General features: G+C 59.4%; 14 protein-coding genes. 11 read left to right on the forward strand and 3 right to left on the reverse strand.

Annotated elements, in window-relative coordinates; genetic code table 11:
- Positions 1-10: 10 nt before the first annotated feature.
- The 8 genes from G1C98_RS03615 to G1C98_RS03650 all read left to right on the forward strand — a co-directional run bounded on the left by G1C98_RS03615 (position 11) and on the right by G1C98_RS03650 (position 8,723).
- Positions 11-199 carry a hypothetical protein gene (locus G1C98_RS03615; protein ID WP_033508195.1) on the forward strand — a complete coding sequence of 63 codons (189 nt, stop codon included), beginning with the start codon at positions 11-13 and terminating at the stop codon, positions 197-199.
- Positions 200-455: 256 nt separating this feature from the next.
- A complete protein-coding gene (gene pflB / locus G1C98_RS03620) occupies positions 456-2,831 on the forward strand; it encodes a formate C-acetyltransferase (protein ID WP_169079353.1) in 2,376 nt (791 codons plus the stop codon).
- Positions 2,832-2,955: 124 nt separating this feature from the next.
- Positions 2,956-3,837 (forward strand): pyruvate formate-lyase-activating protein, encoded by an 882-nt coding sequence (pflA, locus tag G1C98_RS03625; protein WP_169079355.1) that lies wholly within the window; start codon positions 2,956-2,958, stop codon positions 3,835-3,837.
- A gap of 162 nt (positions 3,838-3,999) precedes the next feature.
- Positions 4,000-4,641, forward strand: a complete 642-nt coding sequence (locus G1C98_RS03630) for a DUF3000 family protein (RefSeq protein ID WP_169079357.1) — start codon at positions 4,000-4,002, stop codon at positions 4,639-4,641.
- Complete coding sequence (locus G1C98_RS03635) at positions 4,622-5,929, forward strand: HRDC domain-containing protein (RefSeq protein WP_169079359.1); 1,308 nt, start codon at positions 4,622-4,624, stop codon at positions 5,927-5,929. Before G1C98_RS03630 ends, G1C98_RS03635 begins: the two co-directional genes overlap by 20 nt.
- 54 nt (positions 5,930-5,983) lie before the next feature.
- Positions 5,984-7,348, forward strand: coding sequence for a trigger factor (tig, locus tag G1C98_RS03640; protein ID WP_169079361.1), 1,365 nt, complete (start codon positions 5,984-5,986; stop codon positions 7,346-7,348).
- 220 nt (positions 7,349-7,568) lie between these two features.
- The gene (gene dtd / locus G1C98_RS03645) at positions 7,569-8,048 is read left to right on the forward strand and encodes a D-aminoacyl-tRNA deacylase (protein WP_169079363.1); all 480 of its coding nucleotides are present in this window, start codon (positions 7,569-7,571) and stop codon (positions 8,046-8,048) included.
- Positions 8,049-8,066: 18 nt separating this feature from the next.
- The gene (locus G1C98_RS03650) at positions 8,067-8,723 is read left to right on the forward strand and encodes a GNAT family N-acetyltransferase (RefSeq protein ID WP_169079365.1); all 657 of its coding nucleotides are present in this window, start codon (positions 8,067-8,069) and stop codon (positions 8,721-8,723) included.
- Positions 8,724-8,749: 26 nt separating this feature from the next.
- On the opposite strand, the gene G1C98_RS03655 is transcribed toward G1C98_RS03650, so the two are convergent.
- From G1C98_RS03655 to G1C98_RS03665, 3 genes are all read right to left on the reverse strand, one after another.
- Positions 8,750-9,520: a YdcF family protein gene (locus tag G1C98_RS03655; RefSeq protein WP_335341282.1), complete on the reverse strand. Its 771-nt coding sequence runs from the start codon at positions 9,518-9,520 to the stop codon at positions 8,750-8,752.
- Positions 9,521-9,571: 51 nt separating this feature from the next.
- On the reverse strand, positions 9,572-10,360 hold the full coding sequence (locus tag G1C98_RS03660) for a hypothetical protein (RefSeq protein WP_240944899.1): 789 nt from the start codon (positions 10,358-10,360) through the stop codon (positions 9,572-9,574).
- Positions 10,361-11,129: 769 nt separating this feature from the next.
- Positions 11,130-12,452: a hypothetical protein gene (locus G1C98_RS03665; protein ID WP_169079367.1), complete on the reverse strand. Its 1,323-nt coding sequence runs from the start codon at positions 12,450-12,452 to the stop codon at positions 11,130-11,132.
- Positions 12,453-12,567: 115 nt separating this feature from the next.
- Between G1C98_RS03665 and G1C98_RS03670 the strand changes: the two genes are divergently transcribed.
- The 3 genes from G1C98_RS03670 to G1C98_RS03680 all read left to right on the forward strand — a co-directional run bounded on the left by G1C98_RS03670 (position 12,568) and on the right by G1C98_RS03680 (position 15,827).
- Positions 12,568-13,692 carry a hypothetical protein gene (locus G1C98_RS03670; RefSeq protein WP_169079369.1) on the forward strand — a complete coding sequence of 375 codons (1,125 nt, stop codon included), beginning with the start codon at positions 12,568-12,570 and terminating at the stop codon, positions 13,690-13,692.
- A 53-nt stretch (positions 13,693-13,745) separates the two neighbouring features.
- Complete coding sequence (gene mntA / locus G1C98_RS03675) at positions 13,746-14,117, forward strand: type VII toxin-antitoxin system MntA family adenylyltransferase antitoxin (RefSeq protein ID WP_169079371.1); 372 nt, start codon at positions 13,746-13,748, stop codon at positions 14,115-14,117.
- Between the two features lie 846 nt (positions 14,118-14,963).
- Complete coding sequence (locus G1C98_RS03680) at positions 14,964-15,827, forward strand: hypothetical protein (protein WP_205831878.1); 864 nt, start codon at positions 14,964-14,966, stop codon at positions 15,825-15,827.
- Positions 15,828-15,877 lie beyond the last annotated feature (50 nt).

The raw sequence follows: 15,877 nt of genomic DNA on the forward strand, positions 1-15,877 counted from the left end.
GGAGCAACGCATGAGCGACAAGAAATGGTATTTCAACATGGTCACCGGCGAGCCGGAACTCGGCCCGCTCTCACCGATCGACAGGCGCATGGGGCCCTACGAGAGCCGTGAGGACGCCATGAACGCGTGGAAGATCGTGCATGAGCGCAACCGTCGTTGGGAGGAACAGGACCGCAACTGGTCCGGCGGCGCCGACTGATTCGAGCGCTTGGCCAAAACCATATGGAACCCCTATATCGTGCGGGGAGTCGGGAAACCGGCTCCCCGCACGTCGGTATTCGGGGTGTCGCGAGGCGTTGCGCAGGCTTTGGAAACGGCGTTATTTGGCGGGCGGGGCGCAAAATGTGAGATAGTTCACTTCGCTATTTCGGGGTTTGCCCGCTGCGAGCCACTACACTGGTGGAAGTAGCGCGGCATACAGGAGTGCCGCCTCTAAGCAACACCAAGGAGTGGATATGGCAACAGTCGAAGCATCTGCACCTACCCAGGAAGAACTGAACGCAAAGGCGTGGGATGGCTTCACGGGTGGCAACTGGCAGTCGGACATCGATGTCCGCGACTTCATCCAGAAGAACTACACCCCGTACGAAGGCGATGAGACGTTCCTCGCCAACGCCACCGAGAAGACCAAGCATCTGTGGAAGTACCTCGACGACAACTACCTGGCCGTCGAGCGCAAGCAGCGCGTATACGATGTGGACACCCACACACCGGCCGGCATCGACGCGTTCCCTGCGGGCTACATCGATTCTCCCGAGGTCGATAACGTGATCGTCGGCCTGCAGACCGACGTGCCCTGCAAGCGCGCCATGATGCCGAACGGCGGCTGGCGCATGGTCGAGCAGGCCATCCGCGAGGCCGGCAAGGAACCCGACCCGCAGATCAAGAAGATCTTCACCAAGTACCGCAAGACCCACAACGACGGCGTCTTCGGCGTGTACACCAAGCAGATCAAGGTCGCCCGCCACAACAAGATCCTCACCGGCCTGCCGGATGCCTACGGCCGCGGCCGCATCATCGGCGACTACCGCCGTGTGGCCCTGTACGGCGTCAACGCCCTGATCAAGTTCAAGCAGCGCGACAAGGATTCCGTGCCGTACCGCAACGACTTCACCGAGCCGGAGATCGAGCACTGGATCCGCTTCCGCGAGGAGCACGACGAGCAGATCAAGGCCCTCAAGCAGCTCATCAACCTCGGCAACGAGTACGGCCTGGATCTGTCCCGCCCGGCGCAGACCGCGCAGGAGGCCGTGCAGTGGACCTACATGGGCTACCTCGCCTCCGTCAAGAGCCAGGACGGCGCCGCCATGTCGTTCGGCCGCGTCTCCGACTTCTTCGACATCTACATCGAGCGCGACATGAAGGCCGGCAAGCTCACCGAGGAAGGCGCGCAGGAGATCATCGACAACCTGGTCATGAAGCTGCGCATCGTGCGCTTCCTGCGTACCAAGGACTATGACGCCATCTTCTCCGGCGACCCGTACTGGGCGACCTGGTCCGACGCCGGCTTCGGCGACGACGGCCGTACCCTGGTCACCAAGACCTCGTTCCGTCTGCTCAACACCCTGACCCTCGAGCATCTTGGACCCGGCCCCGAACCGAACATCACCATCTTCTGGGATCCGAAGCTGCCGGAAGCCTACAAGCGCTTCTGCGCCAAGATCTCCATCGACACCTCCGCCATCCAGTACGAGTCCGATAAGGAGATTCGTGGCCACTGGGGCGACGACGCCGCCATCGCCTGCTGCGTGTCCCCGATGCGCGTGGGCAAGCAGATGCAGTTCTTCGCAGCTCGCGTGAACTCCGCCAAGGCCCTGCTGTACGCCATCAACGGCGGCCGCGACGAGATGACCGGCATGCAGGTCATCGACAAGGGCGTGATCGACCCGATCAAGCCGGAAGCCGACGGCACCCTGAGCTACGAGAAGGTCAAGGCCAACTACGAGAAGGCCCTCGAATGGCTGTCCGAGACCTATGTGATGGCGCTGAACATCATCCATTACATGCACGATAAGTACGCATACGAGTCCATCGAGATGGCCCTGCACGACAAGGAGGTCTACCGCACCCTCGGCTGCGGCATGTCCGGCCTGTCCATCGCGGCCGACTCCCTGTCCGCATGCAAGTACGCCAAGGTCTACCCGATCTACAACAAGGACGCCAAGACCACGCCGGGCCACGAGAACGAGTACGTCGAGGGCGCCGATGACGATCTGATCGTCGGCTACCGCACCGAAGGCGAGTTCCCGATCTACGGCAACGACGACGACCGCGCCGACGACATCGCCAAGTGGGTCGTCTCCACCGTGATGGGCCAGGTCAAGCGTCTGCCCGTCTACCGTGGCGCCGTCCCGACCCAGTCCATCCTGACCATCACCTCCAACGTGGAGTACGGCAAGGCCACCGGCGCCTTCCCGTCCGGCCACAAGAAGGGCACCCCGTACGCTCCGGGCGCCAACCCGGAGAACGGCATGGACTCCCACGGCATGCTGCCGTCCATGTTCTCCGTCGGCAAGATCGACTACAACGACGCGCTCGACGGCATCTCGCTGACCAACACCATCACCCCCGATGGCCTGGGCCGCGACGAGAACGAGCGCATCACCAACCTGGTGGGCATCCTGGACGCCGGCAACGGCCACGGCCTGTACCACGCCAACATCAACGTGCTGCGCAAGGAACAGCTTGAGGACGCCGTCGAACACCCGGAGAAGTACCCGCACCTGACCGTGCGCGTCTCCGGCTACGCGGTGAACTTCGTCAAGCTCACCAAGGAGCAGCAGCTCGATGTGATCAGCCGTACCTTCCACCAGGGTGCAGTGGTCGACTGATCCGATGGCTGACTGAATAGCCGATACCGCCGCTGCGCGGCGAAGACAAGGGGCGGAGCTGGATGGTTCCGCCCCTTTGTTCATGAACACGAACCCCACCCATGGATGACCAAGGAGTGCAACGATGCCCGAAACCTCGCAATTCCGCAGTACCACACGCCATATGCTTCGCGAATCGAAGGAATACGCGTCCCAGACGCTGATGGGAGGCCTTTCCGGATTCGAGTCGCCGATAGGACTCGACCGACGCGACAGACTGCATGCGTTGAAGACCGGCGATATCGGCTTCGTGCATTCATGGGACATCAACACCTCCGTGGACGGCCCCGGCACGCGCATGACGGTGTTCATGAGCGGATGCCCGTTGCGCTGCCAGTACTGCCAGAACCCCGACACGTGGAAGATGCGCGACGGCAAGCCGGTGTACCTCGAGGCGATGATCAAGAAGATCGACCGGTACGCCGACCTGTTCAAGGCCACCGGCGGCGGCATCACCTTTTCCGGCGGCGAATCGATGATGCAGCCCGCGTTCGTCTCGCGCGTATTCCACGCGGCCAAGGAGATGGGCGTGCACACCTGCCTCGACACATCCGGCTTCCTGAACACGAACTACACGGACGAGATGCTGGACGACATCGACCTGTGTCTGCTGGACGTCAAATCCGGCGACGAGGAGACCTACCGCAAGGTGACGGGCGGCCTATTGCAGCCGACCATCGATTTCGGCCAGCGGCTGGCCAAGGCCGGCAAGAAGATCTGGGTGCGTTTCGTGCTGGTCCCCGGCCTCACCTCAAGCGAGGAGAACGTCGAGAACGTGGCGAGGATCTGTGAGAGCTTCGGCGAGGCGGTGGAGCATATCGACGTGCTGCCTTTCCATCAGCTCGGCAGGCCGAAATGGCATGAGCTGCGCATCGACTACCCGCTGGAGAACCAGAAGGGGCCGAACGAGGCCATGCGCAAGCGTGTGGCCGACCAGTTCAAGGCGCACGGCTTCGTCGTGTACTGATGACTTGATTTTGTTCTATGCCGTATGCCGTGTGGCCGAACGCCCCCGGTATGCGGCATACGGCTGTCTGGGTCAGCGTTTGCCCGGCGCCGTACGGTAAAAAATCGACGCGACCGCGCGTCAATCCGTGGCGAAGGGCCTTTCGGCGCGTAGCCTAGATTCATGGCCGAGATTTTCTCTTTTCCTGAGGGGATCGCTCCGCTGGCTCAGGATTCGCAAGCGCACCTGCCGCCTCGTCCGCAAGGCGTGCCGGATGAGGTCTGGCGCGCTGTGGAATCCGTGCGTACCATGCGTACCGTGCCCGGCGTCCATTACCGAGAAATCCCCGTTCCCTCCACTCTGGCCGATTACGGCATCGGCGTCGCGCTTGGCATCGAGGCCGGCGACGCGTACTCCCATCATCCCTCCCAGCAGGTGTCCGGCTGGATCATGCTGCTGTACAGCCGGCATCTTCGCGAGGAATGGAACAGCAGGTGGCGATGCGTCTGCTTCGCGCAGCTGCCCCTTGAATCGAACGAAAACGACGGGCTCGCACCATCCATGTACTGGGACGACATGTGCGGGTATCTGGGCGATGTGGTGCCGGACAGCGTCGGCGGCACGGTAAGCATCACGCAGAACACGGCGTTTGGTTCGCAGGGTGCTGATACGTTTGCAGGCTGTGAGATACGTGTCTCCTACACGCCCACGATCCTGCCCGCTTGCGGTTTCGATCCTGGCGGGTGCGTGGAGGCATGGGCCGAATTTCTGAAATCCACCGTTCGCGGTGAAGGAGAATCACGCGTTGAGCGAAATTATGCATGAGCCACGGTTGCAATCCGAGCCACGTGGGGGAGTCCCCGATGTGATCGATACCGTGGAGGGCTTCAACGATGCATGCGCCGAACTCGCGGCCGCATCGGGCTCTCTGGCGGCAGACGCCGAACGAGCCTCGGGATTCCGATACGGACACGAGGATTGGCTGGTGCAGTTCAAACGCGAGGGCGCGGGCATCTTCCTGTTCGACCCGATCGCGCTCGACGCCGCCGGTGCCGACTGGGACAGGTTCAACCGTGCCGTGGGCGATGCCACCTGGATCATCCACGACGCCATGATGGACCTGCCCGGTTTCGCCGAGATCGGCATGACGCCCAAACGCCTGTTCGACACCGAACTGGCCGCACGTATGCTGGGCCTGAGCCGATTCGGCTTGGCGGCCGTCACCGAACACTACCTGGGCATCACTCTCGCCAAGGAGCATTCCGCCGCCGACTGGTCGTACAGGCCGTTGCCCCGCGACTGGCGCAACTACGCCGCGCTGGATGTGGAGCTGCTCATCGAACTGGAACACCGGATGCGCGCCGATCTGAAGGCCAGCGGCAAGGAGGCATGGGCCGAAGAGGAGTTCGGCCATATCCTCGCCGAAGGCACCTCGGGCAAGCCCCGCCACGTGCACCCCGTGCCATGGCTGCGCATCTCCCACATCACCTCGCTGAAAGGCGACCGCAGGGCCCTGGCCGTGGCCCGCGCATTGTGGACCAAGCGAGACGAGCTGGCCAGCCAGCACGACATCGCGCCGACGCTGCTGCTATCCGACCAGGCGATTATCGAAGCGGCATTGAAGAAGCCGCATAACGCCCGCGAATTCCGTGCCATCCGCTCGCTCAACGAGCGCGTACGCATCCAGACCGGTAGCGAGCAGGACAAGATGTTCGAACGCTACGCGCCGATCCAGCGCGCGATCAAGCCGTCCGTGTGGAAGCATGAGATCCAGGACGCGCTCGCCCTTCCGGAGGACGAGCTGCCGGTCATGCCGGCCCCGGCCCACGACAAGGACGGTGCCGAGGCGAACGCGCCCAAATCGATGCGCATATGGGCCACCCGCCACCCCAAGCGCGTGGAGACCTTGAAAAAGGCCAGACGCGCCCTCAACCAGATCGCCGAAGACACGCATACCCCGGCCGATGTGCTGCTCAAACCGCAGGTTCTCAAGAATCTGTGCTGGACCGATAACCCCGGGCAGCGTGACGTCGCGGCGTTCCTCGCCAAGCAGGGCGCGCGCGACTGGCAGGTGCGACTCATCGCAGCGTCCTTAAGCCACGCTATAGTATGAGAGTTGTGCCTAACGGCAAAAAAGAACAAACACGACTTTGCAGGAGCGTTTAGCGTGAAGATCAGCGTTCGTAACCTCGAACCCACCAAGGTGAAGCTCACCGTTACCGTCGACCAGGAAGAGTTCGACCCGTATCTGGATGAAGCCCGTAAGAACATCGCCAAGGAAGTGAACATCCCCGGTTTCCGTAAGGGTCACGTTCCCGGCAAGCTTGTTGAGCAGCGTTTCGGCTTCGGTGCCGTCGCCGGCGAGGCCGTCAATGGCGCCGTCCCGCAGCTGTACTCCAAGGCTCTGGAAGAGAAGAAGATCCGCCCGATGGCCGAGCCGGAGTTCGACGTCGTCGACATCCCGGAATCCGCCAAGGACGAGAAGAAGCTGAAGTTCACCGCCACCGTCGAGCGTCGCCCCGATTTCGACCTGCCGGAGACCGAAGGCATGGAGATCGCCATCGCCGCCCCGGAAATCAAGGATGAGGACGTCGACAAGCGCCTCGAGGCTCTGCGCCAGCGCTTCGGCACCCTGGTGAGCGTCGATCGCCCGGCTGCCAAGGGCGACTTCGCCAACATCGACCTGAACGCCGAGATCGACGGCGAATCCGTCGACTCCCAGGAGGGCGTGAGCTACGAGCTCGGCTCCAACACCATGCTCGACGGCCTGGATGAGGCTCTCGACGGCCTGTCCGCAGGCGAGGAGACCACCTTCGAAGGCACCCTGGAAGCAGGCGAGCACGAAGGCCAGAAGGCTCAGATCAAGGTCAAGGTCAACTCCGTCAAGGCCGAGGAACTGCCGGAGCTCGACGACGACTTCGCTCAGGAAGCCTCCGAATTCGATACCCTGGACGAGCTCAAGGCCGACATCCGCAAGGCCGCCGCTCAGGACGCCAAGGGCCGTCAGGCCACCGAAGCCCGCGATGCCTTCATCGCCAAGCTGCAGGAAGGCCTGGAGATTCCGGTGCCGAAGGGCGTGAAGAACAACATGGTCGAGCAGCAGCTCAAGAACGTTGCCGCCGATCCGAAGAAGGCCACCAAGGAGCAGAAGGCCGAAGCCGAGGAGACCGTCGAGAAGGAACTGCGTGACCAGATGGTTCTCGACGCCCTGGCTGAGAAGCTGGACGTGCAGGTCTCCCAGGCCGACGTGTTCAACTTCCTCGCCTCCATCGCCCAGCAGTACGGCATGGATCCGAACGCCTTCATCCAGGCCATCATGCGCAACGGCCAGCTCGGCTCCGCCGTGCAGGAAGTCGCCCGCTCCAAGGGTCTGCTCGCCGGCATGCGTGCGGTGAAGTTCACCGCCGACGGCGAAGTCGTCGACCTGTCCGATTTCCTGGGCAACGCCGCTGAAGAAGAGGAAGAGGAGTCCGTCGAGGCTGCCTCCGCCGCCGCTGCCGTGGCCGACGAGATCTCTTCCGACGAGAAGTGAGTCTCATAGACCGTATGCAGGCGTCGCACTGACGTAATGCGTATGCAAAGGGCTGGAATCCTTGTGATTCCAGCCCTTTCTTCATGCCTATTACACGTCTTGCCGTTGCCCATGGCCGCTCGGCGACCCAGCCGGTCCAGGGAACGCTTCCTCAGGCAGGTGCGTGTTGCGCGTAGGATGTTCGAAGACGCAGCCGCTCGGCATGGACGAAGGAGATCGAATGAGAATCGTATTGCAGCGGGTCAGTCACGGTTCGGTGGATGTGCTTGACGAGTCGACGGGGGAGCAGGACCCGACCTTCGAACCGCAAAGCATCGGTCGGGGATATGTGCTGCTGGTCGGCGTGAGCGACGCGGATGGCGACGAGCAGATCGCCTGGCTCGTGCACAAGATCGCCAATCTTCGCGTGTTCGAGGATGAGAACGGCAAGATGAACCTGTCCATCGGCAGCGTCGGCGGTTCGATTCTTTCTATTTCGCAGTTCACGCTGTTCGCCGACGTGCGCAAGGGCAACCGTCCCAGCTTCGTCAAGGCCGGTGCTCCTGACCATGCCAAGCAGGTGTGGAAACGCTTCAACGAAGCGCTGCGCGCGGAAGGGCTGACCGTGAAGGAGGGACGTTTCGGCGCCCACATGCGCGTGGACATCGCCAACGACGGGCCCGTCACCATTGTGATGGATACCGACGAACTCATGAAATAACCGCAGGAGGGAACGCATATGGGCGGCACGGTATGTATCCGTCGGTTGAAGCGAGCCGATTATTCGGAAATGGTCGATCTGATTCGCCGGACATGGTACGCGGACGCTCCTGGCGACCAGGAGGTGGGACATGACATGCAATGCCGCAACATCGCATGGCGTCTTGCCGCCATCGACGCACAGGACTGCCTGTCGCGCGCCACATATGCCGCGGTGGCCGAGCGTGACGGCCATGTCATCGGCATGATATTGGGGTCGAATCCAAAACGCACGACGCGCATGCAGCTGCTGCGTCATCGGCTGCGCCAACTACGACTGGGGCTGCCCATGCTGGCAAGCCGGGCTGGCAGAAACGGTTTGTGCGAGCAGCTGGCTTTGCTGTGTACCGACCGAATGCTTGCACGCGACGCCGGCAAGGACTACCCGGCTGAAATCGCTTTGTTCCTCGTTGCACCGGAAGCCCGTGGCCTTGGGGTGGGCGGTCAGCTCTTTGACCGCATGCTCGATCGATTCCGCACATCCGGCATCCGCGAATACTTCCTCTTCACCGACACCTCGTGCAATTATGGTTTCTACGAGTATAAGGGGCTGCGGCGCGTGGCATCCAGAAGCCTTCCCTCCGAGCATGGCGAGGCACTGGAATGCTTCCTGTATGAGGGAAACGTGGACAACTGAGACGATCGGTGCGAAACGCTACGCCGTCAGCGCTTGATTAGGTATTTGATCTCGGCGAAGAACTCGCGCAGCATATTGTTCGCCAGCATATCCTTGGGCGAACCCGAGGCAATGCCCTTCGCATCCGCCAGACCCTGGTCGCGTGCGATCTGCAAGGCGCGGAACACATGGAAATCACTGGTGATGATGCCGATGCTCGCATCATGCTTCGTGATGAGCCTGCGACTGTTCGCAATGTTCTGCCTGGTATCCTCCGACCTGGACTCCCGGATAATGCGCGACTTGGCAATGCCATGCCGTTCCAGATAGTCGGCCATGCCCTGCGCTTCGGGGAACGGCTCATTCGCGCCCTTGCCGCCGGACACGATGCAGACGGTCTTCGGATTGGCCTCAAGATAGTCGATGGCCTTATCAAGCCGGTACTTCAATACAAGACTTGGGCGGGTCCTATGCACCTGCGCGCCAAGCACGATCACATAATCCAATCCCGGCTCGCCGGCGGCACCCATACCGCTGATCACGAAACCCTCGACCGTGCCGAAACAGATCAGAGCAGCGCACAGCACTACGGCGCACGCCCGTCGCGCCGCCTTCGGCACGGCCTTCCACCAGCCGAACCAGGCGGACAGCCCTACAGCCACGAACACGCAGGCAATGGCGAGCCATATCATCCAAAACCCCGTGCCCGAATGCGCCGCCCACACATGCACGCCGTACGCCGCGCTCGCCAGCGCCGCAATCAGGCAGATTCCCGATGCCATGTACGTGCCCATGCCGTGTTCTCTCATCCTGTCCATCCAATCCTTGCAATGCCTTGGGCCGATACCCCGCAATTCGCCGACGCGCGTCTACTGCCGTATCGACGTAGGAGGCGCTGCATCCCTTGACGCCGAGCCGGCGAACCATTCGAGAATCCGCTGCTCGCTGACGGGCTTGAGATCCCACGCGTCCAAACCGATGTTCACGCAACGCGGGTCGGTGCCGCCGGGAACGTCCTGGTGCGTGTGGCCATACAGCAGCCAGCCCTCGCAGTCGGGCGCATCGTCCGCGAACTCGTTCCAGTTCCCAGGCCAGTTGTCATGCTCCTGCATCAATGATGACAAGCGTGGGAAATGGCTCATGCCAACGGTCTGTAGCGCGGTCTGCGGTTTGGCTTGGCCCGTGGACTCGCTCGAATCGCCAAGCAGCGGCATCTCCATGTCTATCTCACGGTAATCGTCGATGGTCTCGAACATGTCCGCATACAGCACGTCGTTGTCGCGGAGCCGGAAGTTGCGGTCGTGGTTGCCGATGATCATGTGCAGATGCCGGCAGTTGATGCGGCGCAGACAGTCAAGCGTGTGCTCGACGGTGCATCGGTAGGACAGGTCGCCGAGAATCCACAGTTCGTCATCGCGCCCGACGACATCGTTGATATTGCCGATGATGGCGTTCTCATGGCGTTCGATATCGCAGATGGCCTTGAACGACGTCTGATTGTCCTGCACGTACTGCTTGATCCACGCGTGAGCTGCGGCACAGCCCTGTGCCTGCCAGATGCCATGGTATTCGGCGCGGAGCCTGCCGTTGTTCAGGAATCCGCGCAATGCGGTGACCAGCGGATGCCCGAAATGCGTGTCCGAAATGAAATAACGCATGTGATTCCTTACGCTGTGCGGCCGGTGATGCTTAATGCTCTTTCAATAATAGGCGCGGGTGCCTGTGTGGGCGGCGTTTGGGTGCTTGCGAAACGCCAGTTGGCCTATTTGTGGCACCGTTTGCCGATTATGGCGAGTATGAGCGTTGGAATTCCAACGCCCGTACTTCGGGTTTTGGCGTTTGCATGCCATAAATAAGCGAAGTAGCGTTTTTACGACCCCGCAATGGCCGATATCGTCTGGGATTCATGCCGGCGCAAGCAGGATTCGTCCCGGTTGTCCGGTAAATACATATTGACGACCAAGCATGCCGTGACATGATTTTCGCGGCATGACGGATGCACGAAGAAGACACGATGGTTCAGGCGATGATCTACACGGATTTCGATGGGAATATACTGACTGCATCATTTATGAATGAGATGACATGCCACGGGGCGAAGTATCCTTCGCCTTGGCTTCAATGAGTTGGGTGTGTCGTTCATGAACGTCCTATCTCGCTTACGTGTGGCAGATTTTTGGTCTGCCCCGGTTCTATTTCGCTTACGTGTGGCAGGCGGTTCCTGGTATGGCGAATGTCGACATTGAAATTCCAATGTTTGCGCGCGCTGATTCGTGTTTGTTCTGCCACACGTAAGCGAGATATATTGCGTCGAACCGGCGAATCTGCCACACGTAAGCGGAATAGGGCCGAATTTTGCATTGAATGAATGGGATGTGTGTGAAACGGAATAGTAAGCCGCCTTACCCATGGTTGATTGGCAAAGTCTTAGTTTTGCTCCGCCTCCACAGTGCTTTGGCGTGCTGAATCAGGAGCGGCCATGCAACGCGAAGGTCGCTTGATCTCGCCGCATCCGAATATGCGCCATAGACAGGGCACCAAACCGCTGTCCCGGTACTTCGGCGCTTGATATTTCGGTTTTTTACTCAGGTATTCCCACCGGCGCAGCATGTTCAGGTAGTAGCTGAGTATGTCTTCCATGTGCCTTGGGCAATATGTCGCATGGTGTAGATCCATGCATTCGCTATCCGCGCATAGGATGTCGATGTAATACCGGGGCTCTTCCTCGCAGGGATGCGTGTTGCCGAACCTGCACCCCGTGTCGGATTCGTTACGCCATTCGCCGACGCCGCCATCGAAGGCGATGCCGTTGAAATACTGCGGAAGCGGATCTTCTTTGGGCGTGTCCGCCTGTGTCTGCGTCCTGAACAGGCACGCCTCGTCGCTCTGCTGGACGAGTTCGTCACGCGCAATGCCGTTCTCCTGCGAGGACGCCGAAGGCAGTGTGAGGATTGGTTGCCTTGTGGCTTCGCGATATCTGGCTGCTCCCTGCGCGACTTCCCTCATCTTGCACATGATGCGTTCGTGGATCTCCTCATCGGTCTGCCCGGTGACGCTATTGCGCGCCTTGGCGTTTTGGCTGTCTTGGGCTTCCTGGTTGTCTTTGTACAGATACCAGCACCACGGCTCCGAGAGACCGGTGTCATCAAGCGGCAGCAGATGATTCTTCACGCGGAAGCTGACATATTTGCCGTTATCAGCTGGAGTGATGGTGACTTCCATCCGTGTGTCTCGCGCGAAGGGCAGGACAAGGCCGGTGTGGCACTCGATGAGTATGCCCAGTGCGAAGGTGTCGTTCATCGATGAGCGTTCGTAGAGCCTGCGCATCTTACCGCCTCGTATAAGATCATCAAGCGTCGTGAAGAACGCGCCTTCCGTGAATTTCGGTATGCCGTTGGGTTCCCCGTCGGAAGAGCATGGCACGTACATGGTGAGCCTGGGGGAGTAGAAGCCGCGTGCGAGGTGATACGGCGTGTATTCGAACGACGGCCTGCTGAAGCAGTTCGTCTGGAGCGTGGGGGCGATCAGGCCGTTTTTCCCGAAGAGGTAGGAAACTCCCAGCCGGGGGATGTCCGAGCCGTATTTGCGCAGGTTCTTTTTGCTCCATGCCATGATTTCAAAGTCAAGACCTTGAAGATCGGTGTTGAGTTTGAGGAAATCGTCGAGGGTGGAGGCGTGGGAGCCTCGCAGCAGCTCGCAGGTGGAGCTTGTCTGCTCGGTGGTAGTTGGAGTGGAAGTCGTGGTGGTCATAGTAGAGGTCCTTTCTCTTTCTGTGTGGCGGTTTTTTATGTGTGTCGACCAGCAGCGCCACACGCGCGTGCTCTACTACAAGTAGAGTAACACTCTTGTCGTGTAGGATGACGGTGTGTCGGAAAAAGCCTATGCATTGGATGAGCGGATCGATGTCCTTACCAGGAAAGCCGGGGAGAAGACCCGCAATTGGGTAGATGTCTACGAACTGCTTAACGAGATCGAAAAGAAGAGGATGTGGGCGCCGCGGTACTCAAGCATGACGGAATGCATCGGGGAATTGGCGTCGCGCCTGGGCTGCAGTCGGCAATATCTGTGGCGTGTGAAGAAGGCAGGGCGGTTCTACGAGCAGTACGAGCAGTATGAGGAAGACCACGAGCGCAAGCCTGTAGAGATGCGGGATCTGCCTGTGGGAGACGAGATCCTGGCCGATCTTGACCGGCTCAGCGCGGGGGATATGGAACGAGCATCCCGGTACATGCAGCAGGTGCTGGATCGTCAGTTGACCAAGAGTCAGATCAAAGGAATGGTTCGTGCGGCTGCGGCCGTCAAACGAGGCGTCTCACGGGGAGAGGTGGGCTACCACCGCGAGTGGGCGCTTTCGGAGTCGACTGCAGAGCGGCGGGGGACAGGCAATGCCGTTGACATGCCGAAGGTCGATGAGATGGATGCCTTCCAGCGGTCCCAGCTTGTTGCGGATATGGTGGCCGGACTGACCATCGAGACTTTTTTCAATCAGGATGATCAGAACAGCCGGAACAATCAGAGTCTTTTTCCATTCGTACTGTGGCATAGAGGCCCAGAACGGCGGATTTTCCAAGTGATTCCGGATTTTCCCTTCGATGACCTGACGCGCTCGGAAAACCCACCTGCCTCCGCATACCTTCTGGTGGTCACGAACATCGATTGCGATTACCCGCAGGACGTCCATATGTATGCGGTTGACATCAGAACGACGCATGAAGAACTCCACTGCATAGACTCTGCGAAATCGTCTGCCATCGACGCGTTCGTGGACGGACACTGCATAGCGGTTCCCCAGGAACTCGAGCAAGAGGCGAGGGCGCGGCTGCCGCAAGGCTGGGGAATGCTGGTATGGCCTAGCAACCCGGAAAAGCACAAATACAAGATAGGGAAGCAGATGTGGATTCCGCGCGATATCCGCTATGACGAGCTTCGCGCTCGCATCCTATCCATGGCGCTGCTCCGCTTGGCGCAGCAGATAGGCTGGAATCGCTGAGTCGGCGGAGAGACTGAATACCGCTGTTGACTTGTCGAAGAGGATGATTGCGGATGAAGAGGGATGAAAACCGAACTACTCGGATTGGAATTTCTGAGGTCACTACACCGCAGCAGATAGCGGACATCGCTCGTCCTATCGCGCTGAGGCATCATGTCAATGAACTGTATCTATTCGGTTCCATGGCTCGTGGCGAGGGACGTGCGGATTCGGATATCGATTTCATCTACCAGTTTGATGACGCGGCCGATCCAATGATTGATGAGTGGGCTTTGCGCGATGATCTCGCATCGACTTTTGGTCGGGAGATAGACTTGGTGAAAAAGCAATACATCACCACTGAATTGCAGGATAGACTGGCTGAAATGCAGCGTGTACTATTCGTCAATTCCATCACGTCTAAGCCGATGTTCCGCATTATCTGAGGTGTGTTATAGGAACGATGGGGCTTTCGGTGTGCTACGAATTTGAGAGAAAAAAGCTTCTGACGGTAACACTTCAGCTGCTTCAATCAGTTGGCAATGCCTTTGCCGAGCTGCTACGCTCCGCCCGCTATGCCGGCTCCCGCCTTCATGTGATGTGTGAAGCTTGATAAGAAAGAGTCTCTAATTGAGCATTGCTAAGAGGCTTGGAGACGGCTGTTGCTGCTCATAGTAGTAAGAGACGAAAGAGGCCCACCGCATTTCAGGACGTAAACGTAGCCTTGGGTGGGCGCTGATGCGAAAAAACTGTACATCCCTTGGCGTTTGGACATGCCGCATGAGTAGCAAAGTATGTAATGATGCTGGATGCGTGAGAGTGCGCAAGCCCGGCCGGCTGATGGCTGCCTCGGCTTCTGGCGTCTGCCTGCTCATGGCGGGATTATGACACGATTATGACGGGATTCTGATTACGATGGCGCGATTATGACGCGATTGCGACGGGATTCGGTTTCTGATGACGCGATTGTAGCTTGCTTATTCCCCGGTTTCGCACCTCGTTGGGCGTCTTGCTGCCGAGGAGTCTCATGGGCATCGTTGATTCCCTTGGCGATTGTGTTGGAACCTATGCCGCATGAGCACGAAGCGTGTAATCGAGATCTGGGTGCGCGGAAATGCGTGAGAATGCGCAAAAGTGCGCGAGAGAAGTGCCCGAACCTGCCTTGGCTGATTTGCTGACTTGAGCGCAGGCGGCATCTCCGGAAACTCCCTCGCGCTCGCGAAGAAAACATGGCCCATGGTGAATGCGGATAACCGCATGTCATCCATCAAACAAGTGAAGGAGCAGATACCATGGGCGTTAAGCGTAGCGCGTCTTATCAGAGTGGAGAGAACATAGCCAAGAAAAACGATGAGGAACTTTATGATGCGGCGATAGCCATGATTGGGAGCGTTACGAAGCTTCCGGCTATCAGGGTCGATAGAGATGCGTTCCTGCGTCAGCAATTCGCCGATTCCGAATATCTTGACGAAATTCTGGAATATGGCCCGCAACACGTGTATACGGTGGAATCGTTGCGGAGAAAAGCGGACGGGGTGATCAAGCAGTCGACGAACCGAACCACTCTTGCTGCTTTTGTGGCAGGAATCCCTGGTGGGGTCGCCGCGGTTGCCGCTGGAAGCGCCGATGTGGCCCAGTACTTTGGCTTCGCGATTAACTTGGCGCAGAAAATCGCCTATCTCTTTGGCGAGGACGATTTGTTCTCTGGTAAATCGGAGCTGAACGAAGGTGCCAAAGTTCGCATCCTTGCATATTTGGGTGTGATGCTTGGTGCGTCAGGATCGACGGTGGTGGTCGGGAAAATCGCCAGAGAAGTCGGCAAGAACATGGGCAAGAAGATCACACAACAGCCTTTGACGAAAACAGTCTGGTATCCGCTGCTTAAGAAAGCCGGCGCGATGGTCGGCAAACAGGTAGTGAAGGAGTCGGTCGGTAAGGCCGTCACCAAGGTTGTGCCTGTTGTTGGTGGTGCGATTTCCGGAGCGATAACCTATGCGACGTTCAAGCCCATGGGCGGTCGATTGGCCGATACGCTGGTACGCAACTTGAGCGGTGAGTTCGACGAGACCGGCATGGAACTCCGTCCGGAATTCAGGAAGGCCGAATCCTCGGAAGATGGCGAAGTCACGATTCATGCGATTGAGATAGACGACTGAACAGTGATGGGCTGGGAAGTGACGGATAAATTTCTGTCACTTCCCAGCCC

The sequence above is a fragment of the Bifidobacterium erythrocebi genome (assembly GCF_012932675.1).
Taxonomy (GTDB): Bacteria; Actinomycetota; Actinomycetes; order Actinomycetales; family Bifidobacteriaceae; genus Bifidobacterium; species Bifidobacterium erythrocebi.